This is a genomic window from Amycolatopsis coloradensis (assembly GCF_001953865.1).
Classification (GTDB): Bacteria; Actinomycetota; Actinomycetes; order Mycobacteriales; family Pseudonocardiaceae; genus Amycolatopsis; species Amycolatopsis coloradensis.
In genome coordinates, this window is the sequence record NZ_MQUQ01000012.1 from 174926 (window position 1) to 194989 (window position 20064).

18 protein-coding genes are annotated in these 20064 nt (G+C 67.3%); 11 read left to right on the forward strand and 7 right to left on the reverse strand.

Annotated elements, in window-relative coordinates; genetic code table 11:
* Positions 1–350: 350 nt before the first annotated feature.
* Complete coding sequence (locus tag BS329_RS22040; protein ID WP_076163128.1) at positions 351–1097, reverse strand: S1 family peptidase; 747 nt, start codon at positions 1095–1097, stop codon at positions 351–353.
* A gap of 163 nt (positions 1098–1260) precedes the next feature.
* On the opposite strand from BS329_RS22040, the gene trpS reads away from it, so the two are divergent.
* Complete coding sequence (trpS, locus tag BS329_RS22045) at positions 1261–2280, forward strand: tryptophan--tRNA ligase (RefSeq protein ID WP_076163129.1); 1020 nt, start codon at positions 1261–1263, stop codon at positions 2278–2280.
* Positions 2281–2321: 41 nt separating this feature from the next.
* A complete protein-coding gene (locus tag BS329_RS22050; protein ID WP_076163130.1) occupies positions 2322–3344 on the forward strand; it encodes a YhjD/YihY/BrkB family envelope integrity protein in 1023 nt (340 codons plus the stop codon).
* Between the two features lie 8 nt (positions 3345–3352).
* Here BS329_RS22050 and BS329_RS22055 read toward each other — a convergent pair whose 3' ends face one another.
* Positions 3353–4591: a D-alanyl-D-alanine carboxypeptidase family protein gene (locus tag BS329_RS22055; RefSeq protein WP_076163131.1), complete on the reverse strand. Its 1239-nt coding sequence runs from the start codon at positions 4589–4591 to the stop codon at positions 3353–3355.
* A gap of 43 nt (positions 4592–4634) precedes the next feature.
* Here BS329_RS22055 and BS329_RS22060 point away from each other — a divergent pair, with 43 nt between their 5' ends.
* From BS329_RS22060 to BS329_RS22070, 3 genes are all read left to right on the forward strand, one after another.
* Entirely contained in the window at positions 4635–4889 is a 255-nt protein-coding gene (locus BS329_RS22060; protein WP_026467335.1) for an SCO4848 family membrane protein, read from the forward strand.
* A 79-nt stretch (positions 4890–4968) separates the two neighbouring features.
* Positions 4969–6387, forward strand: coding sequence for a S8 family peptidase (locus BS329_RS22065; protein ID WP_076163132.1), 1419 nt, complete (start codon positions 4969–4971; stop codon positions 6385–6387).
* Positions 6388–6501: 114 nt separating this feature from the next.
* A complete protein-coding gene (locus tag BS329_RS22070) occupies positions 6502–7719 on the forward strand; it encodes a M14 family zinc carboxypeptidase (protein ID WP_244197249.1) in 1218 nt (405 codons plus the stop codon).
* 75 nt (positions 7720–7794) lie between these two features.
* Here the strand turns inward: BS329_RS22070 and BS329_RS22075 are convergent, their stop codons facing one another.
* The 5 genes from BS329_RS22075 to sdhC form a co-directional block, all read right to left on the reverse strand.
* Positions 7795–8760, reverse strand: coding sequence for a hypothetical protein (locus tag BS329_RS22075; protein WP_084750076.1), 966 nt, complete (start codon positions 8758–8760; stop codon positions 7795–7797).
* A gap of 164 nt (positions 8761–8924) precedes the next feature.
* On the reverse strand, positions 8925–9695 hold the full coding sequence (locus BS329_RS22080; protein WP_076163134.1) for a succinate dehydrogenase iron-sulfur subunit: 771 nt from the start codon (positions 9693–9695) through the stop codon (positions 8925–8927).
* Positions 9695–11449: a succinate dehydrogenase flavoprotein subunit gene (sdhA, locus tag BS329_RS22085; RefSeq protein ID WP_076163135.1), complete on the reverse strand. Its 1755-nt coding sequence runs from the start codon at positions 11447–11449 to the stop codon at positions 9695–9697. Before sdhA ends, BS329_RS22080 begins: the two co-directional genes overlap by 1 nt.
* 29 nt (positions 11450–11478) lie before the next feature.
* The gene (locus tag BS329_RS22090; RefSeq protein ID WP_037315751.1) at positions 11479–11898 is read right to left on the reverse strand and encodes a succinate dehydrogenase hydrophobic membrane anchor subunit; all 420 of its coding nucleotides are present in this window, start codon (positions 11896–11898) and stop codon (positions 11479–11481) included.
* Between the two features lie 2 nt (positions 11899–11900).
* Positions 11901–12350 carry a succinate dehydrogenase, cytochrome b556 subunit gene (gene sdhC, locus BS329_RS22095; RefSeq protein ID WP_076163136.1) on the reverse strand — a complete coding sequence of 150 codons (450 nt, stop codon included), beginning with the start codon at positions 12348–12350 and terminating at the stop codon, positions 11901–11903.
* A 544-nt stretch (positions 12351–12894) separates the two neighbouring features.
* Here sdhC and BS329_RS22100 point away from each other — a divergent pair.
* The 6 genes from BS329_RS22100 (at position 12895) to BS329_RS22125 (ending at position 19716) form a co-directional block, all read left to right on the forward strand.
* Positions 12895–14031, forward strand: a complete 1137-nt coding sequence (locus tag BS329_RS22100; protein ID WP_076163137.1) for a BMP family lipoprotein — start codon at positions 12895–12897, stop codon at positions 14029–14031.
* 80 nt (positions 14032–14111) lie between these two features.
* Positions 14112–15689: an ABC transporter ATP-binding protein gene (locus BS329_RS22105; protein WP_076163138.1), complete on the forward strand. Its 1578-nt coding sequence runs from the start codon at positions 14112–14114 to the stop codon at positions 15687–15689.
* Positions 15686–16774: an ABC transporter permease gene (locus BS329_RS22110; RefSeq protein ID WP_076163139.1), complete on the forward strand. Its 1089-nt coding sequence runs from the start codon at positions 15686–15688 to the stop codon at positions 16772–16774. Before BS329_RS22105 ends, BS329_RS22110 begins: the two co-directional genes overlap by 4 nt.
* 38 nt (positions 16775–16812) lie before the next feature.
* Positions 16813–18042, forward strand: a complete 1230-nt coding sequence (locus BS329_RS22115; protein WP_076163140.1) for an ABC transporter permease — start codon at positions 16813–16815, stop codon at positions 18040–18042.
* Between the two features lies 1 nt (position 18043).
* Positions 18044–18433, forward strand: a complete 390-nt coding sequence (locus BS329_RS22120; protein WP_076163141.1) for a cytidine deaminase — start codon at positions 18044–18046, stop codon at positions 18431–18433.
* Positions 18430–19716 (forward strand): thymidine phosphorylase, encoded by a 1287-nt coding sequence (locus BS329_RS22125; RefSeq protein WP_076163142.1) that lies wholly within the window; start codon positions 18430–18432, stop codon positions 19714–19716. The genes BS329_RS22120 and BS329_RS22125 overlap by 4 nt, the downstream gene beginning before the upstream one ends.
* Positions 19717–20064 lie beyond the last annotated feature (348 nt).

Below are 20064 nucleotides of genomic sequence, written 5' to 3' on the forward strand. Positions count from 1 at the left end.
TAGTCCGGCCCGGATTGTTTAGCCGCGCGCTGATCGCCACGCTCAGGTCCATGACGGTGACGCGGCGTCGCAGCCGGCCCGGTGATCCCTTCCCGCGCGCTTTGGACCGGGCGATCACGGACAGCGGACTCGGACTCGACCGGATCCGGCACCGGCTCGCCCAGCGGGGCGTCCGGGTCAGTGTCGCGACCTTGAGCTACTGGCGGACAGGAAGAAGCCGCCCCGAGCGGTGCGACTCCCTGAAGGCGGTCGCGCTGCTGGAGCGGATCTTCGAACTTCCGCCCGGATCCTTGCTGAACCGGCTGGGACCGCGTCGCCCCAGGGGACGGTGGGGCGACGCGGGGACCGGATCAGACTCCGGAGTTGGTGCGGATCCAGCTGCGGAAGTAGGGGACGTCGACGTAGATCGACGGCCCGGTCGCACAGGTGCTGCTGTTGTTCCCGGCGCGGCTGGTGGCGCCGACCAGCTGCCAGACACCGTTGACCTGCTTCACCTGCGGGCCGCCCGAGTCGCCGTAGCAGGCGCCCTTGTTCCCACCGGGGTTGTTGGTGCAGATCTCGCTGGCACCGTTGATCCCGAGACAACGGCTGTCGGCGACGATCGAGGTGTTCAGTTCCTGCAGGGTGATCGGGGCGCCACAGGCACCCTGCGGGGCGCAGGTCTGGCCCCAGCCGATGATCCGCGTCGCGGTGCCGACGGCCCCGGACGCGTCGGCGATCGTGACCGGCGCCTGCGAAACCGCCGTCGAGAGACGCAGCAGCGCCAGGTCGGCGCTCGGGTGGGCGATCCGCTGGGCCACGCGGGCCACGGTGCCGCCGCTGGTGCGGTTCGTGGTTCCGACCCGCACCTGGTACGGCGTGCCGCAGTGCTTCGCGGTGACCACCCAGGTCGAGCTGATCAATGACCCACCACACTGATGCCCGCCGCCGCTCGACTGCTGGGACACCATGAACGAATAGACCTGGGTCGCGTTGCCGCCGCCGACGATGTTCGGCTGGACGCCTCCGGTGGGCTCGGCCGCCGCCGCGACGCCGGAAAGCGAGAAGACGGCCGCGGCCGCCATGGCCAAGCCCATCACCAGGGATCGTGCCTTCATCTGGGTTCTCCTTCGGTGTGGCCGGAAGATCCGGTGCCATGAACGGTAGGAATCGGACACCGTGCCCAGAACCGTCGGAAGTATGTGCCGGTTAACCGTTTACATCTTTCGGCCGGGACGAGGCCGGGTGACCCACCGGGGCACGGCCTGACAGAATCCGGGCGTGTCCGACGAACTGAAGCGCCCGCGGGTGCTCTCCGGGATCCAGCCGACCGCCGACTCGTTCCACCTGGGCAACTACCTGGGTGCGCTGCGGCAATGGGTGCGGCTGCAGGACACCCACGACACCTTCTACATGGTCGTCGACCTGCACGCGATCACTGTCGAGCAGGACCCGAAGGTGTTGCGGGACCGCACGCGCCGCTCGGCCGCGCAGTTGCTCGCGCTCGGTGTCGACCCGGCCCGCAGCGCGCTGTTCGTCCAGAGCCAGGTGCCCGAGCACGCCCAGCTGAGCTGGGTCCTGGAGTGCCAGACCGGGTTCGGCGAGGCGAGCCGGATGACGCAGTTCAAGGACAAGGCCGCGAAGCAGGGCACGGATCGCGCCAGCGTCGGCCTGTTCACCTACCCGGTCCTCCAGGCCGCGGACATCCTGCTGTACCAGGCGAACGAGGTCCCCGTCGGCGAGGACCAGCGGCAGCACCTGGAGCTGACGCGCAACCTCGCGCAGCGGTTCAACAACCGCTACGGCAAGACGTTCACGGTGCCGGAGCCGCATATCGTCAAGGACACCGCGAAGATCTACGACTTGCAGGACCCGACGGCGAAGATGAGCAAGTCCTCGTCGACCGGCAACGGCCTCATCGAGTTGCTCGAAGACCCGAAGAAGTCGGCGAAGAAGGTCCGCTCGGCGGTCACCGACACCGGCCGCGAGGTCGTCTTCGACACCGAGAACAAGCCGGGCGTCTCGAACCTGCTGACGATCCTCTCCGCGCTGACCGGCGAGCCGGTCGCCGAACTCGAAACCGCCTTCGAGGGCAAGGGTTACGGCGATCTGAAAAAGGGTGTCGCCGAGGCGTTCGTCGACTGGGTCACCCCGGTGCAGGAGCGCGTCCAGTCCTATCTGGATGACGTCGCCGAGCTCGACAAAGCGCTGGCCCTCGGCGCGCAACGGGCACGGGAAGTCGCTTCGGTGACTTTGCGGAACGTCTACGAGAACATCGGTTTCCTTCCCCCGGCAGGCTGATTCGCGCTGCGAGCCGGGGTGGACGTGGTTAGCGTCGACAGGTGGCGAAAGACGACGGCGCGAAGCCGGACGAGGACAAGCTGCTACCGCGGTTGAGGCGGAAGTACGGCTGGCTCGATCACCTCATCCGGGCGAACGACGCCTTCACCGAGCGCTACGGCAACCACTACGCCGCGGCCATCACCTACTTCAGTGTGCTTTCGGTGATCCCGATCCTGATGGTCGCGTTCGCGATCATCGGCATCGTGCTCGCCGGCGACCAGGTGGTGACGAACCAGCTCATCGACGGCATCCAGAAGTCGGTGCCGGAGGGCCTGAGCGATCTGGTCGGCAGCATCATCAAGGCGGCGCTGGAGTCCGGCGGCGGCATCGGCGTGTTCGGCCTGGTGCTCGCGCTGTACTCCGGTGTCGGCTGGATGACGAACCTGCGTGACGCGCTGACCGCCCAATGGGGGCAGGAAAAGCAGCAGCTGCCGCTGGTTTCGACGACCATCAAGGACCTGCTGTCGCTGGTCGGGCTTGGCCTCGCGCTGGTGATCTCGTTCGGGCTCACCGCGGCGGGCAGCGGCGTCGGGCGGTTCCTGCTCGAACTGGTCGGCCTGCAGGACCAGAGCTGGGCGGTGTTCCTGCTCAAGGTCGCGACGATCCTGCTCGGCCTGCTCGCGAACACGCTGGTGTTCCTCTGGGTGATCGCGAGGCTGCCTCGCGAGCACGTCGCGCTGCGCAGCGCGGTCAAGGGCGCGGTGTTCGCCGCGGTCGGGTTCATCGTGCTCCAGCAGGGCGCGACCCTCTACCTCGGCAGCGTCACGAAGTCACCGGCGTTCACGTTGTTCGGCCCGGTGATCGGCCTGCTCGTCTTCGCGAATCTCGTTTCGCGCTTCCTGTTGTTCATCACCGCGTGGACCGCGACGGCGAAGGAGAACATGTCGACGGTCATCGAGCCGCCGGCCCCCGTGTCCTTTCACCCGAGGGTGACCGTTCAGCAGGGGCCGGGACTCGGTGCCGTCGGCGGGGCTTTCGCGACCGGCGCGCTGTTGGGCTGGTTCGGCCGCCGGAAGTCCTGACCGTCCGGCTATGAGCGCTCCAGGGCCTTCTTGCGCTGGTGACCGATGACGAACGCCGCCACGATGATCAGGAAGACGACCAGTGTGATGATCCAGCCCGTCACTCCGAACGGGTCTTCCGCCGCGGCGGCGGCGCCGCTGTTCGACGTGCCGTCGGCGTTCGGAGCGGGCTTGGCCACTTCCGCGTTCACCGATTCCGCCGGCTTGTAGTCGATCCGCCCGACCGATTCCGCCTTGGCCTCGCGCAGCGCGAGGCCGTAATCGAGAAGTTTCGCGGCCTGCTCGGTGACCCGCGTCGGACGCTGCTCGGCGCGAAGCATCACGACCGCGACCCGATGGCCGTTCTGGAGCGCGCCGCCGACGTAGGTGTGGCGCGCGTCGTCGGTGAAGCCTGTCTTCCCGCCGATGAAACCGGGATAGGTCCCGAGCAGTTTGTTGTCGTTGTAGATCGTGATGACCGGCTTTCCCGCCGTGGGCGGGATTTCGAAGCTCTTGGTCTTGACCACCTTCGCGAACTCCGGCTGCCTCATCGCGTAGTGGAAGATCAGGCTCATGTCGTAGGCCGAGGTCGACATGCCGGGGCCGTCGAGCCCGGACGGGGTCGCGGCCCGTGTGTCCGTGGCGCCGATTTCGGTGGCCAGCGCGTTCATCTTCGCGACGGCGGCGTCGACGCCTCCGAGCACGGTGGCGAGCGCGTGCGCCGCGTCGTTTCCGGAGTGCATCAGCAGCCCGTGCAGCAGTTGGTCCACTGTGTACTGACCACCGGCGGTGATGCCCATGCAGGTGCACTCCTGGTCGGCGTCCTCCTTGGTCGGGGTGATGACCTTGTTCGGCGGAAGTTCGGTGACCACGACCAGCCCGAGCAGGACCTTGATCAGCGACGCCGGCCGCTGACGGGCGTGCGGGTCCTTCGCCGCGATGATGTCGCCGGTTTCGAGGTCCTGCAGCACCCAGGACGCGGCGGTGGATCCCTCGGGCGGGTTCAGCGCGCGCTTCGGGAGCACGAGCCCGCATTCGGCCATCCGTTCGCCGCCGACCGGAACCGGCGGGACCGGCAACGGCTCGGGCGCGACCTCGCCGGGGCGAGGCTTCTCGGAGGTGTCGATCGGCGCGGGAGGTGTCGTCTTGTTCGCGCACGGCTGCGCCTGGGCTGGTGGCTTCGGAGCGGCTGTGGCCACCGGCGTCACCGCGAGGGCGAGCACACCGGAAACGAGGACCATGAGCGACCGGGAGATAGCGCTGTGCACCCGAGCAATGTAGCGTCGCCGGGCTCGGTTCATACTCAGGGGCATGCGCATTTCGCGAGGTACTTCGATGTTCCTGCTGGGTTTCGGCGTGTGGTCGTGGATCATCTGGATCACCTTCGCCAAGAACCTCTGGGACAGCGACCGCGCCTGGGCCGCGGACGGCTCGCCCACCGCGTACTTCATCGTGCACGCGGTGCTGACGGTCGTCTCGTTCGTGCTCGGCACCATCATCGGTTTGATCGGTCTGCGCACGCTTCGTGGCGCCAAGTCACGGGACGCGGAAAAGGCTGACGCCTGATCGGGTCTGTCGTCCTTTTGACGGTGGTGGGCCCGGCGTCGGCTCCCTAACGTTCACCTCACCGAATCATGGAGGTTGAATGTCCCGGATCAGACGCCTGCTCGTCCCCGCGCTCGTCGCGGCGGCGGCGGGAAGTTTCTTCGCGGCCCCGTCGGCGAGCGCCGCGCCCGCACCCGCCGCACAGTGCGACACCGCGAGCGCGCCGTTCAGTTACGTGGTGCTCTACAACCCGCGTACCCCGGAGCGCAAGGTCGACGCCGAGCTGCGCGCCAAGTGCGGCGAGAAGGTGGCGTACTACCCGGAGATCGGGGTCGCGGTCGCGACCTCGCGCAACGCCGACTTCCAGGCGAAGATCGGTGTCTACCGCGCCTACTCGGGCGGCCGTGACGTGGCGTTCCCGCCCGCGGCGTCGTCCCGGTCGACCCGCTCCGCGGTGGTCGACACCAAGGAAAGCGAAGAGACCACCAGCGTCGCCGTCGAAGAGGACCTGTCGGCCCAGCAGTGGGACATGCGGGCCATCCAGGCTCCCGAGGCGAACAAGGTCTCCGGTGGCAGCCGTTCGGTGACCGTCGGCGTGCTGGACTCGGGTATCGAGCCCACCCACCCCGCGCTGAAGAACGCGCTGGACCCGAAGGTGTCCGCCGGGTGCAACACGGGCGCGCCCGACACCACGCCCGCCGCCTGGGCGCCGACGAACTCCGACCACGGCACGCACGTCGCCGGCACGATCGCCGGCAAGGACACCGCGCGCGGCTTCACCGGCGTCGCCCCCGGCGTCAAGCTGGCCTCGGTGAAGGTCGTGAACGACGACGGCCTGATCCTCCCCGAAGCCGCCGTCTGCGGGTTCATGTGGGCCGCGAAGCACCGCTTCCCGGTCACGAACAACAGCTACTACATCGACCCGGGCATGTTCTACTGCTCGAAGGAGCCGGGCGACGCGGCCGCGTACGAGGCCGTCCGCCGCGCGGTGACCTACTCGACCGGTCGTGGTGTCCTGAACGTCGCCGCCGCCGGCAACAGCGGCTTCGACCCGGACAAGCAGACCACCGACCCGAACCGCCCCCACCCGATCGACGAGAGCTGCGGCATCCTGCCCAAGGCCATCGACGGCGTCGTCAACGTCTCGGCCATCGGCTACGCGGGCACGAAGTCGTCGTACAGCAACTACGGTGACGACGTTTCGGTCACCGCGCCCGGCGGCGACCGCGCCCAGCTGCCGCCCACCGGCCAGGGTGTCGGCTGCCCGCTGTCGACGATCTTCAACGGTGCCTACGGCGCCAAGTGCGGCACCTCGATGGCGTCCCCGCACGTCGCCGGTGTCGCCGCCCTGCTCGCGTCCCGCTACCGGCACGCGCCCCCCGTGGCGCTGAGGTGGCTGCTCGAGCATCAGGCGGACACGGTTCCCTGCGGAACCGCGGCGCCGGTCTGTGAAGGCCCGGCGAAGGACAACTCGTACTACGGGCACGGCCGCGTCAACGCTCTGGACGCGGTGAGGTAGTTCGGCTGTCACGGGGCCGGTCCATGTTCGTGGGCCGGCCCCGTTTCGTTTTCCTGGCCTTTTCGACGGCGTCCTCGCTACGTTGTGAACACCTTCGACAGTGGGGAGTTCACGATGTCGGTGTTCGGTCGGTTGGTTCCCGTGCTGGTGGGCCTGGCGGTGCTCCCGCTCGTCAGCGCGCCCGCCGCGGTGGCGGCGCCCGTCCAGGCCTGTAGTGAGGAACCGCGGGAACTGCCCATCAACGAGTTCACCGACTATCGCGAGATGGTGCGGGAACTCGGCAGGCTCGAGCGCGTGAGCAAGGGGCGGGTGGCGGTCAAGGAGGTCGGGCGGTCCACTCGCGGGCGGGTGATCCACCAGGCGAGCGTCGGGACCGGGCCGAAGGTCTTCGTGGTCTCCAGCGAGATCCACGGAAACGAGAAGACCGGCACCGACGCGCTGCTGCGTATCCTCGACTACCTCGGCACGTCGGAGTCGCGGGACGCCGAGCGGCTGCGGAAGACCATCACGTTCGTCGCGGTGCCAAAACTGAACCCGGACGGCGCCGAACTCGACCGGCGCGGCAACGACCTGTCGTGGGCCGAGGTCCAGCAGAGGTTCCCGCAACTCAAGGACCGGCCGCCCGCCTGGAACTACCTGAGCGACGTCCTCCAGGGTGACGACTACCGGAAGCGTCCCGGGTTCGACGTCAACCGCGACTTCAATCCTGATCTGAACTACGTCCCGCGCGCGGAGGACTTCCCCGGTGCGCCGGACGAGCCGGGTTGGTTCATCACGCCCGAGGCGCGGGCGCTGCGTTCAGTGTACGTCTCGCTGACCGGGCAGCGAGGGAAGGTGCCCGACGTCTACGTCGATCTGCACCATCAGGGAGCGTGCGTCCGGCAGGAGGGCAGCAACCGGCTCCTCGACGTCGGGATCGACTATCCGCCGCTGCCGGACAAGTTCTTCGAGCCCGGCCAGAAGTACGCGAAGTACCGCGATGTGTACACAAAGGACGAATCGCGGCAACTGGCGATCAGCGGGTTCAACGGGATGACGTCGCGCGGGTTCGTCGGGGCGCGCTATCCGCACGCGCCGGATCGCGATCTGCCGGGGCAGGCGCGGTGTTCGTTCGCCTTGAACGGGACGGGGACGGTGCTGTTCGAGGTGCGCGGTCAGACGCAGACGCTCGGGCAGCAGCACCGGGAACACTTCACGCGCGCTGTGATGGCCGGGCTGTACAACATGCTGCGGGACGTGAGCACGGGCGCTGTCGAGTACATCGACCCGGAGGCTTTCGACCGGCTGCCCGGTACCGCCGACTCGGCCGCTGCCGCCCGCGTGCTGGAGTAGGGGTTTCTCCTGGGTTGAAGTACGTGAAGGCCCCCTTCATTGCGCCAGGCGCAATGAAGGGGGCCTTCACGTACTTCAGGCGGCGGTCGCGAGGTGGATGTCCGGTCGGGGGCGGGACTCGGCCACTTGACGGGCGGCGCGGAGTTCGGCGAGAACCCCTTCCGGATCGTTCTGCAGACGTGACGGCAAGGTTTGTACAACGACGAGCCCGGCTGCCACATAGCGCGCATTGCGCTCCAGGGTTCTGGCGTAGTCCGCCTTGCGGAAATGAAACTCGAAAGAGTCGATTTCCCAAACGAGACCCACGTCTTCCCACAACGCGTCCGGGCGTCCGATGTATCGGCCTTCAGTGTCGTAGATCGCAACGTTCCACTGGCTTGGTGGCGGGGACAAGCGCTGACTGAGCATTTTGGCGCGTGACTCCGCCATGGAGCGGATGTCCAGCCAGTTCGTCAGCAGGCGCCTCGGGATCGCGGTTCCTCGTTTCGTTCCATGGTTGAGTTCCCACAGCAGTGCCCGGGGGTGACATCCACCGTTCTGAATTGCTTCGATCAAGATCTTCTCCACCGGTTCCGTGTCCTTGAGCCGGCGCACGGTGTCCGTAGTGGCTCGGACCAAAGGCGCCAAGGGAACCTCGCGACGAACGTGCGGAGACGGCAGTCTGACCGTCCGCTCGACTGTCACGAAACCAGTGCTGCGTACCTTCCGTTCATGGGGGATCAACAGGTGCAGCCCCAAGTCTGCCGGTATCGTCGATGAACGCAGACCGTGTCGAAGACAGGCTTCGCCGCCGGTGAGAAGCGCTTCGGCTCCGCCGTGCAGCAGCGCGGCTGTCACGAGTTGGTCATTGGTCGGTTCAGTGCTGTGCAGCAAGACGATCCCCGGCAACAATCGTTGCCACGGCCCACCCGGCAGGCAACGGGTGTAAATCGTCCGGCTGTTCATTTCCAGGCTTTCCAGGTCGGAAGCGCGGATCACTCCGCCACGACTCCGCTCCAGCAGCAGTTCGGGTTGCTGAGCCCATCTCCCCCTCTTGGTCATAAAGCCATCATGAGTGCGGGACCGAGCACTTCACCAGAGCCAATTCGCCGACCTGTGGATAACTGCCCCCTTGTGGATAACTCGGTCCCAAGTACGTGAAGGCCCCCTTCATTGCGCCTAGCGCAATGAAGGGGGCCTTCACGTACTTGCAAGAACCAGAAGCGTTAGACGCGCTTGAAGAGCAGGGCGCGCTTCACCTCTTGGATCGCCTTCGTCACCTGGATTCCGCGCGGGCAGGCGTCGGTGCAGTTGAAGGTCGTCCGGCAGCGCCAGACGCCTTCGGAGTCGTTCAGGATGTCGAGACGCTCTTCGGCGCCTTCGTCACGCGAGTCGAAGATGAACCGGTGCGCGTTGACGATCGCGGCCGGGCCGAAGTACGAGCCGTCGTTCCAGTAGACCGGGCACGAGGACGTGCAGCAGGCGCACAGGATGCACTTGGTCGTGTCGTCGAACCGGTCGCGGTCGGCCTGCGACTGGATCCGCTCGCGGGTGGGCTCGTTCCCGTAGGCGATCAGGTACGGCTTCACCGCACGGTAGGCCTCGAAGAACGGGTCCATGTCGACGTAAAGGTCCTTGAGCGTCGTCAGGCCCTTGATCGGCGCGATGGTGATGGTGGTCTTCTTGCCACCGGTCTCCAGCAGGTCCTTCATCAGGACCTTGCACGCCAGCCGGTTGATGCCGTTGATCTGCATCGCGTCGGAACCGCAGACGCCGTGCGCGCACGAGCGACGGAACGAGAACGTCCCGTCGATGTAGTCCTTCACGTAGAAGAGCAGGTTCAGCAGCCGGTCGGTGCGCTGCGCGGGGACGTCGTAGGACTCCCAGTGCGGCTCGGTGTCGACCTCGGGGTTGAACCGCAGGATCTTCAGCGTGACGGTGATCGGCGTGTGGTCGGAGGACACGGCCTCCGACTTCTCGGGGGTGGCCGTGGTCATCAGTACTTCCGCTCCATCGGTTCGTAGCGGGTGAAGGTCACCGGCTTGTAGTCCAGTCGGATGTCGGCGGACAGCTCGGCACCCTGTTTGTAGGCCATGGTGTGCCGCATGAAGTTCGTGTCGTCCCGGTTCGGGTAGTCCTCGCGGGCGTGCCCGCCGCGGGATTCCTTGCGTGCCAGGGCGCCGACGACCAGGACCTCGGCGAGTTCGAGCAGGAAGCCGAGTTCGACGGCTTCGAGGACGTCGGTGTTGTACCGCTTCCCCTTGTCCGACACGGTGATCCGCTCGTACCGCTCCTTCAGCGCCTGCACGTCGGTCAGCGCCTGCTTCAGCGTGTCCTCGGTGCGGTACACCGAAGCGTGCGAGTCCATCGTCTTCTGCAGTTCGGTGCGGATGTCGGCGACACGCTCGTCGCCGTGCTCCGAGAGCAGCAGCGACAGCTGGTCCTCGACGACCTTGGTCGGGTTCTCCGGCAGCTCGATGTGCTCGTGCGCCAGCGCGTACTCGGCGGCGGCGATGCCGGCGCGACGCCCGAAGACGTTGATGTCGAGCAGCGAGTTGGTGCCCAGCCGGTTCGAGCCGTGCACCGAAACACACGCGACCTCACCCGCGGCGTACAGGCCGGGGATGACGTTCTCGTTGTCCCGCAACGCTTCGCCGTGGATGTTCGTCGGGATGCCGCCCATCACGTAGTGACAGGTCGGGAACACCGGCACCGGCTCGGTGACCGGGTCGACACCCAGGTACGTCCGCGAGAATTCCATGATGTCCGGGAGTTTCGCGTTCAGCGTCTCCTCGGGGATGTGCGTGACGTCGAGGACGACGTAGTCCTTGTTCGGCCCGCAACCGCGGCCCTGCAGCACTTCCTGCACCATCGACCGGGCGACGATGTCGCGCGGCGCGAGGTCCTTGATCGTGGGGGCGTAGCGCTCCATGAACCGCTCGCCGTCGGCGTTGCGGAGGATGCCGCCCTCACCGCGCACGGCCTCGGAGATGAGGATGCCGAGCCCGGCCAGACCTGTCGGGTGGAACTGGAAGAACTCCATGTCCTCCAGCGGCAGGCCCTTGCGGAAGATGATGCCGAGGCCGTCACCGGTGAGGGTGTGCGCGTTCGACGTCGTCTTGAAGATCTTGCCCGCGCCACCGGTGGCGAACACGATCGACTTCGCCTGGAAGACGTGCAGCTCGCCGGTGGCCAGCTCGTAGGCGACGACGCCGGAAGCGGCCGGGTCGCCGTTCTCGTCCGGGGTCAGCACCAGGTCGAGCACGTAGAACTCGTTGAAGAACTCGGTGCCGTGCTTGACGCAGTTCTGGTACAGCGTCTGGAGGATCATGTGCCCGGTGCGGTCCGCGGCGTAGCAGGCGCGGCGCACCGCGGCCTTGCCGTGGTCACGGGTGTGCCCGCCGAAGCGGCGCTGGTCGATCTTGCCCTCGGGTGTCCGGTTGAACGGCAGGCCCATCTTTTCGAGGTCGAGGACCGCGTCGATGGCTTCCTTCGCCATGATCTCGGCGGCGTCCTGGTCGACCAGGTAGTCGCCACCCTTGATCGTGTCGAAGGTGTGCCACTCCCAGTTGTCCTCTTCGACGTTCGCGAGCGCGGCGCACATGCCGCCCTGGGCGGCGCCGGTGTGCGAACGCGTCGGGTAGAGCTTGGTGAGGACCGCGGTGCGGGCGCGCTGGCCGGATTCGATGGCCGCGCGCATGCCGGCGCCACCGGCGCCGACGATCACCACGTCGTACTTGTGGAACTGCATTGAGGACTCCGCTTAACGTGTGGTGGGCGTCAGTTGGCCGAGATACCTGGGTCGAAGGTGAAGATCACCATCGTGCCGACGGCGAGGATCAGCACCATCGAGACGTAGAGGACGATCTTCAGCCAGAACCGGGTGCTGTCCTTGCGGGCGTAGTCGTCGATGATCGTGCGCAGCCCGTTGCCACCGTGGATCTCGGCGAGCCACAGCATCGACAGGTCCCAGAACTGCCAGAACGGCGAAGCCCAGCGGCCGGCGACGAAGCCCCAGTTGATGCGGTGCACGCCACCGTCGAGGATGTTCATGATGAACAGGTGGCCGAGCACCAGCACGATCAGGGCGAGGCCCGAGATGCGCATGAACAGCCAGCTGTAGAGCTCGAAGTTGCTGCGGCGGGCAGCGGGGCGCTTCGGGGAGCGCGGCTTGTCGAGTGCGAGAACTTCGGATGCCATGGTCAGTGCCCCCCGAACATAACTTCGACGGTGCGCTTCATCATGAAGAAGGCACCGGGAATCATCACCACGACCCAGATGGCCAGGATCGTCCAGAGCATCGGCTTCTGGAACTTCGGTCCCTTTTCCCAGAAGTCGACCAGCATGACCCGGATGCCGTTGAGCGCGTGGAACAGCACCGCGCCGACGAGGCCGACTTCGAGGAGGTTGACCAGCGGGGTCTTGTAGGTCTCGATGACCTCGTTGTAGGAGTCGGGCGACACGCGCACGAGCGCGGTGTCGAGCACGTGCACGAAGAGGAAGAAGAATGTCAGCACGCCGGTGATGCGGTGCAGCACCCAGGACCACATACCGGGGTCGCCCCGGTAGAAGGTCCCCTGCCGGCGTGAGACACCCGCGGAGGCGCTCGCAGCCGCCTCAGTGGCGCTGCTGGGCGTAGCCGTGGTGGACATCGGTGAACGGCCTCCAACGTCATGGCTTGGGCCCGCTGACCGCTGGTTTCCGCGCCTGCCGCCGGGTCGCCCACCTGGGGAGGGCTCCGGCGACGGTGCCGAGATCGTGGTCATCGAGCGTGGATGAAAGGGATGCTAGACCCGCTCCTCACGGTGGGCTCACCTCCGGGTTCGTCTGTGTGATGGACCAGACATCGAGGCCATCGCACGATCGAGTGACGGGAACCGCGTAATTCACCAGTTCGTCCACTGTGGACGCGACGGTCGTCACAGGTCGCCACCCGGGTGGCCGTGAACGGTGCGTGACGACTCTCGGGCCTTCACGCGGCCAGGGGGCCGAGTGCTGCCAGCCGTGATCACCGTAAGTACTCCGTTCGTCGCGCGTACGATTCATGAGTAAACGTTTGTGTCACGTAGCGTGCCTTTCCTATGGCGGCTAAGCGGCCGTTAGGTACCGTCTCTCGGTCGAACCCGGCACTGTCGCCGGGTCGTTTCTTCGGACCATCCGCTGGATCAGCGGGGAGGGAGACACACGTTGCGTCGCATGCGTGGAACCGCGCTGGCCGCCGTCACCATGGCCGGTGCGCTCGCACTGACCGGGTGCGCGAAGGATTCCGGAGCGGGGAACAACAACAACGCGAGCACGGGGGACCAGTCCGCCAGCTGCGTGACCGCGCCGAAGCCGCCCGCCGCGGCCGCCGCCTCGAGCAGCACCCAGAGCGGTGAGAAGGTCGACGGCAGCAAGCTCAAGGTCGCGCTGGCCTTCGACGTCGGCGGTCGTGGCGACGCGTCGTTCAACGACTCCGCCGCCGCCGGCACCGACAAGGCCAAGGCCGAACTCGGCGTGACCACGGTCAGCGAGAGCACCGCGGCGACGTCCGAAGACGAGGCCGCGAAGTCGCAGCGTCTCGACCAGCTCGCCGCGCAGGGCTTCAGCCCGATCATCGCGGTCGGCTTCGCCTACGCCAAGGCCGTCGGCGCCATCGCGCCGAAGTACCCGAACACCCAGTTCGCGATCGTCGACGACGACTCCGTCAAGGCCCCGAACGTCACCCCGCTCGTCTTCGCCGAGGAGCAGGGCTCGTTCCTGGCCGGTGTCGCCGCCGCCTACAAGTCGAAGAAGTGCCACGTCGGCTTCGTCGGTGGCGTCAACACGCCGCTGATCCAGAAGTTCGAGGCCGGCTTCCTCCAGGGCGTGAAGGCCGCTTCGTCCAAGGCCGTCATCGAGGACGAGTACCTCACCCCGGCCGGTGACTTCTCCGGGTTCCAGGACCCGGCGAAGGGCAACGTGAAGGCCGCGGCGCAGATCTCCAAGGGCGCGGACGTGGTCTACCATGCCGCCGGCGCCTCCGGTAAGGGCGTTTTCGAGGCCGCGAAGACCGGCAACGCGCTCGCCATCGGCGTCGACTCCGACCAGTACAACCAGAAGACGGTCGAGGCGTCGAAGGACGTCATCGTCACCTCGATGCTCAAGCGTGTCGACGTGGCGGTGTTCGACTACCTGCGCGCACTGGCCAAGGGTGACCTGACGTCGCTGCCGAAGCGCTTCGACCTCAAGGTCGACGGCGTCGGCTACGCCACCTCCGGCGGCAAGATCGAAGACATCAAGGACGTCCTCGACGGCTACAAGGCGCAGATCGTCTCCGGGGCGATCACCGTCTCGGACAAGCCACAGAAGTAAGGTTCGTCGTGCAGCGGGGCTCGGGAGGGTAACCCCTTCCGAGCCCCACCTGTTTGTCTCCCAGAACTGGATGGCTTTTCATGAGCGCTTCCCAGGCCGAGGTCACCGACGCCCCCGACCGGGGTGAACCGGCCGTGCAGCTGACCGGGATCACCAAACGATTCCCGGGTGTGGTGGCCAACTCCGACGTCAACCTCACCGTCATCAAGGGCGAGGTGCACGCCGTCTGCGGCGAGAACGGCGCCGGCAAGTCCACCCTGATGAAGATCCTCTACGGCATGCAGCAGCCGGACGAGGGCAGCATCGCGATCAACGGTTCACCGGTGAAACTGCGCAACCCGCAGGACGCCATGAAGGCCGGTATCGGGATGGTCCACCAGCACTTCATGCTGGCCGACAACCTGACCGTCGGGGAGAACGTCTTCCTCGGCGCCGAGGCGCTGCACGGCATCGGCCGCGCCGCCAAGGCGAAGCTCGGGAAACTGGCCGAGCAGGTCGGCCTCCGCGTCCGCCCGGACACGCTGCTCGAAGAACTCGGCGTCGCCGATCGCCAGCGCGTCGAGATCGTGAAGGTGCTCTACCGCGGCGCGCGGATCATCATCCTCGACGAGCCGACGGCGGTGCTCGTGCCGCAGGAGGTCGACGCGCTGTTCGAGACGGTCCGCGGCATGCAGGCGGAGGGTTTCACCTTCCTCTTCATCTCGCACAAGCTCGATGAGGTGCGCGCGATCGCCGACACGGTCACCGTGATCCGCCGCGGCACCACCGTCGGCACGGCCGATCCGAAGGCGATCACCTCGCGCCAGCTCGCCGAGATGATGGTCGGCTCGGAACTGCCCAGCCCGGAGACCCGCGAGTCCACCGTGACCGACCGGCCCGTGCTGCGCCTGGACGACGTCTGCCTGAGCCTCGAGGGTTCCGAGCGGAACGTCCTCCACCACATCTCCTTCACCGTGCACGCGGGTGAGGTGCTCGGCATCGCCGGGGTCGAGGGCAACGGGCAGACCGAACTCGTCGAAACGATCATGGGCATGCGCAAGGGCGGCGGCCGGATCGAACTCGTGGACACCGACGGCGAGGCCGTCGAACTGCACAGACTGGGGACACTCGCCCGCCGCGAGGCGGGCATCGGCTACATCGCCGAAGACCGCACGCGGCACAGCCTCCTGCTCACCCAGCCGTTGTGGGTCAACCGGATCCTCGGCTACCAGACCCGGAAGCCGGTCGCGAAAGGCCAGCTCCTCGACATCCTCGGCGCACGCCAGGACACCCGCCGCATCGTCGAGCAGTACGACGTCCGCACCCCGGGCATCGACGTCCCGGCCGCCGCCCTTTCGGGTGGCAACCAGCAGAAGCTGATCGTCGGCCGTGAGCTTTCCGGGAACCCGGTGCTGCTGATCGCGTCGCATCCGACGCGCGGTGTCGACGTCGGCGCGCAGGCGCTGATCTGGGAACAGATCCGGCAGGCGCGCACGGCCGGGCTGGCCGTGCTGCTGGTGTCGGCCGACCTCGACGAGCTGATCGGGCTCTCCGACACCATTCAGGTGATGCTCCGCGGGCGGCTGGTCGGCGAGGCCGACCCCGCGACCGTGACCCCGCAGCAACTGGGCTCCGCGATGACCGGGGCTTCCGAAGATTCCGAAGAAGGTGTGTCGTGAGTTCCTGGCGTACGAGGCTGCTGCCGCCTCTGCTCGCGATCGTGTTCGCCGTCATCCTCACGGCGATCGCGCTGATCATCTCGGGGGCCGACCCGCTTCAGGCGTACGGCACGATGATCGGCCAGCTGTTCAAGGGCTCGACCGCGATCGACACGATCAACCTCGCGACCGTGTACTACCTGTCCGGTCTCGCGGTGGCCATCGGCTTCCAGATGAACCTCTTCAACATCGGTGTCGAGGGCCAGTACCGGTTCGCCGCCATCGTCACCGCCATCATCGGCGGCGCGCTGAAGCTGCCGCCGGTGATCCACGTGCTGGCGATCCTCGTCGTCGCGGTGGTCAGCGGCATGCTCTACGCGGCCATCCCGGCCGTGCTGAAGGTGACCCGCGGTGTTTCCGAGGTCATCTCGACGATCATGCTGAACGCGATCGTCGGCGGCATCGTGGCGTTCCTGGTCAACGCCGACCAGTTCGGCGTGCAGACCGGCAACAACATCGCCACCCGCGAGATCGCCGAAACCGGCCGGATCCCGGGTATCCCGATCGGCTCCGGTGAGCTGTTCGGGTTCGTGTTCATCGCGATCCTGATCGGCGCCGCCTACTGGTTCATGCTCAACCGGACCCGGTTCGGCTTCGAGCTGAAGGCCTCCGGCGAATCGACGACGGCGGCCGCCGCGGGCGGCGTGAACGCCAAGAAGATGACGCTGATCGCGATGCTGCTTTCCGGCGGTGTCGCCGGTCTGATCGCGATGCCGGAACTGCTCGGCCGCGACTTCACCTACGGCATCACCTCGACCCAGATGTACGGCTTCACCGGCATCGCGGTCGCCCTGCTCGGGCGCAACCACCCGGCGGGGATCGCGCTGGGCGCCCTGCTGTGGGCGTTCCTCGACCGGTCAGCCGTGTCGCTGGAGCAGGTCAACGTGTCCAAGGAGATCGCGGTGATCATGCAGGGCGTGATCGTGCTGTCGGTCGTCATCGCGTACGAGATCGTGCGCCGCGCGGACCTGGCCGCCGAGCAGCGACGCGTTGGTCGCGCGCTGGCGGGTAAGGGTTCCAGCGTTTCCGAAGGGGGTGCGGTGTGAGCACGAATGTTCTTTCGTCCAACGCGGGCGGGACGACTATGCCGGTCAAGCGGCAGAAACGCCGCATTCCGGGTTGGGCCAAGGGCGCCATCTGGGGTCTGCTGGCGATCGGTGTGCTTTCGGCCGCTTCGTACGCCACCGGCGTCAACACGCTGACCTCGACCAACACCGCGCACACCGCGCTGCGGCTGGCGTTGCCGATCCTCCTGTGCGCGCTCGGCGGGCTCTGGGCCGAACGCGCGGGCGTGATCAACATCGGCCTCGAAGGCATGATGATCCTCGGCACCTGGGGTGCCGCTTGGGGCGCGTACTACGGCGGGGTCTGGGCCGGGCTGCTCGCGGCGGTCGTGTTCGGCGCGCTCGGCGGTCTGCTGCACGCGATCGCGACGGTGACCTTCAACGTCAACCACATCGTCTCCGGTGTGGCGATCAACCTGCTCGGTCTCGGCGTCGCGAAGTACCTCGCGAACCTCGTGTTCGCCCCGCTTTCGGGTAACCCGCGCCAGTCGCCGCCGGTCCCGAAGTTCGACACCTACTCGGCGACGTTCCTGTCCGACTGGCTCTCGGACCTGGAGAAGATGCAGCGCGTCTTCCTCTCCGACCTCGCGGGCGTGATCAACGGCCTGATCACCGAGGTCGCGCCGCTGACGATGATCGCGATCGCGCTCGTCCCGATCAGCTACCTCGTGCTGTGGCGGACGCGGTTCGGCCTACGGCTGCGGTCCTGCGGTGAGAACCCGGTCGCGGCGGAGTCCCTCGGTGTCAACGTGTACGCGCACAAGTACGTCGCCATGATCATCTCCGGCGGACTCGCCGGCATGGGTGGCGCGTCGCTGGTGCTGCTCGCCGGCGGTGCGGACTACCTGGAGAACCAGACCAACAACCGCGGTTACATCGGCCTCGCGGCGATGATCTTCGGCAACTGGCGGCCGGGTGGCCTGCTCGGTGGCGCGGCGCTGTTCGGCTACGCGGACGGTCTCCAGCTTTCCGGTGGCGGGACCGCGGTGCTCGCACTGCTGTACGGCGCGGTGATCCTGCTCGCCGTGATCGTGGTCGTGCAGTTGTTCCGCCGTCAGTGGATCGCTTCCGCGCTCGGTGTCGCCGGCGCGGGTCTGCTGTACGCGATCTACTGGACCAATGACGACCTGTCGGGCGACCTCATCCCGTACACCGCGCACTTCGTGACGCTGATCGTCCTGGCCGTCGCTTCGCAGCGGCTGCGGCCGCCCAAGGCGGACGGCGCACTGTACCGGCGAGGTGAGGACTGACATGGCGGAGTACGACTGGGAAGCCCTGCGGGCTCAAGCCGTCGAGGCGGCGAAGTCGGCATACGCGCCCTACTCGGGCCTGCACGTCGGTGTCGCGGGTGTGGTGGACGACGGCCGGATCGTCGTCGGCTGCAACGTCGAAAACGCTTCGTACGGCTTGGGAATGTGCGCGGAATGCACGATGGCGGGGCAGCTGCGGCTGACCGGCGGCGGCAAGCTCGTCGCCGTCGCCTGCCGTAGCGGTGCCGGTGATCTGCTGATGCCGTGCGGGCGCTGCCGCCAGATCCTGTTCGAGCACGGCGGCGCGGACTGCCTGGTGGACACCCCGAGCGGCATCCTGCCGATGTCGGCGGTGCTGCCGGACGCCTTCGGGCCGGACGACCTGCCATGAGCGAGTTCGCCGCCGTCGACGTCATCCGCGCGAAGCGGGACGGTGGACGGCTCACCGACGAGCAGATCGACTGGACCATCGACGCGTACACGCGCGGGGACATCGCCGAGGAGCAGATGGCCGCGCTCGCGATGGCCATCTTCCTGCGGGGGATGGACTCGGGCGAGACCGCGCGCTGGACCGGGGCGATGATCTCCTCGGGGGAGCACCTGGACCTGAAGGTCAGCCGTCCGACGATCGACAAGCATTCGACGGGCGGGGTCGGCGACAAGATCACGCTTCCGCTGGCGCCGCTCGTGGCGGCGTGCGGGGCGGCCGTGCCGCAGCTGTCCGGGCGCGGGCTGGGGCACACCGGCGGGACGCTGGACAAACTGGAGTCGATCCCGGGCTGGCGTGCCGCTTTGTCGACGTCGGAGATCATCCGGCAGCTCGACGAGGTCGGCGCGGTGGTCTGCGCGGCGACGTCCGGGCTGGCTCCCGCGGACAAGAAGCTGTACGCGCTGCGGGACGTGACTTCGACGGTGGAGTCGATCCCGCTGATCGCCAGTTCGATCATGAGCAAGAAGATCGCCGAGGGCTCGGCTGGGCTCGTTCTGGACGTGAAGACCGGGTCGGGCGCGTTCATGAAGACGCTTCCGCAGGCCCGTGAACTCGCGCGGACCCTGGTGGAGATCGGGACCGCGCACGGTGTCGCGACGACGGCGCTGATCACGGACATGAACGTGCCTTTGGGATACGCCGTCGGCAACGCGATCGAGGTCGCGGAGTCGGTCGAGGTGCTGCGCGGCGGTGGCCCGGCCGACGTCGTCGAGCTGACCGTGGCTTTGGCCAGGGAGATGCTGGCGCTGGCTGGTCTGTCCGATGTGGACCCGGCCGCGGTGCTCGCTTCCGGGCGGGCGTACGAGACGTGGTGCCGGATGATCGCCGCTCAGGGCGGGGATCCGGAGGCCGCTCTGCCGAGGCCTCAGCACGTCCATGTCGTGAAGGCGCCCGCGGATGGTGTCTTGTCTTCCCTGGACGCTTACTCGGTCGGGGTCGCCGCTTGGCGGCTCGGGGCCGGGCGGGCGCGCAAGGAGGATCCGGTGCAGGCCGCGGCGGGCGTGCTGTGCCTGGCGAAGCCGGGCGACGAGGTGGCGGCCGGGCAGCCACTGCTGGAGCTGCACACGGATACGCCTGATGCGGTTCCTGCGGCTCTCGCTGCGCTCACCGACGCCTACGTGGTCAGCTCCTCGAAGGCCCCGGCCTCCGCTTCGCTCGTCCTGGAGACCGTGCGCCCCTCCTGACCGCGTTTCGTCCTCTAGTTGCGATCAGTCGTCGAAGTACATGAAGGCCCCCTTCATTGCGCCTAACGCAATGAAGGGGGCCTTCATGTACTTCTGATGTGCTCCGCCTGGCCCGCCGGTCGCTTCCCTAATGCCTCGAAGGCCACCTTGAGACATCCCAGCCCGCCCGCCCCCTCCTGACCGCGTTTCGTCCTCTAGTTGCGGTAGTTCGTGTTGCGCACTACCGCAACTAGAGGACGAAACGCGAGGGTCGCCTGAGCGCGTTGAGCGGGAGAGGCGCGTGTAGTCCTCTGGTTGCGGAAGTGCGTAGTGCGAACGACCGCGACTAGAGGACGAAACGAGGGAGGG

Excerpts from the sequence above, each read along its gene's own strand:
- BS329_RS22065 (WP_076163132.1), top strand. The coding sequence starts at position 4,969 with ATGTCCCGGATCAGACGCCTGCTCGTCCCCGCGCTCGTCGCGGCGGCG.
- BS329_RS22100 (WP_076163137.1), top strand. The coding sequence starts at position 12,895 with ATGCGTGGAACCGCGCTGGCCGCCGTCACCATGGCCGGTGCGCTCGCA.
- BS329_RS22070 (WP_244197249.1), top strand. The coding sequence starts at position 6,502 with ATGTCGGTGTTCGGTCGGTTGGTTCCCGTGCTGGTGGGCCTGGCGGTG.
- BS329_RS22075 (WP_084750076.1), bottom strand. The coding sequence starts at position 8,760 with ATGACCAAGAGGGGGAGATGGGCTCAGCAACCCGAACTGCTGCTGGAG.
- BS329_RS22060 (WP_026467335.1), top strand. The coding sequence starts at position 4,635 with ATGCGCATTTCGCGAGGTACTTCGATGTTCCTGCTGGGTTTCGGCGTG.
- BS329_RS22090 (WP_037315751.1), bottom strand. The coding sequence starts at position 11,898 with ATGGCATCCGAAGTTCTCGCACTCGACAAGCCGCGCTCCCCGAAGCGC.
- BS329_RS22105 (WP_076163138.1), top strand. The coding sequence starts at position 14,112 with ATGAGCGCTTCCCAGGCCGAGGTCACCGACGCCCCCGACCGGGGTGAA.
- BS329_RS22040 (WP_076163128.1), bottom strand. The coding sequence starts at position 1,097 with ATGAAGGCACGATCCCTGGTGATGGGCTTGGCCATGGCGGCCGCGGCC.
- sdhC (WP_076163136.1), bottom strand. The coding sequence starts at position 12,350 with ATGTCCACCACGGCTACGCCCAGCAGCGCCACTGAGGCGGCTGCGAGC.
- BS329_RS22125 (WP_076163142.1), top strand. The coding sequence starts at position 18,430 with ATGAGCGAGTTCGCCGCCGTCGACGTCATCCGCGCGAAGCGGGACGGT.
- BS329_RS22080 (WP_076163134.1), bottom strand. The coding sequence starts at position 9,695 with ATGACCACGGCCACCCCCGAGAAGTCGGAGGCCGTGTCCTCCGACCAC.
- BS329_RS22115 (WP_076163140.1), top strand. The coding sequence starts at position 16,813 with ATGCCGGTCAAGCGGCAGAAACGCCGCATTCCGGGTTGGGCCAAGGGC.
- sdhA (WP_076163135.1), bottom strand. The coding sequence starts at position 11,449 with ATGCAGTTCCACAAGTACGACGTGGTGATCGTCGGCGCCGGTGGCGCC.
- BS329_RS22120 (WP_076163141.1), top strand. The coding sequence starts at position 18,044 with ATGGCGGAGTACGACTGGGAAGCCCTGCGGGCTCAAGCCGTCGAGGCG.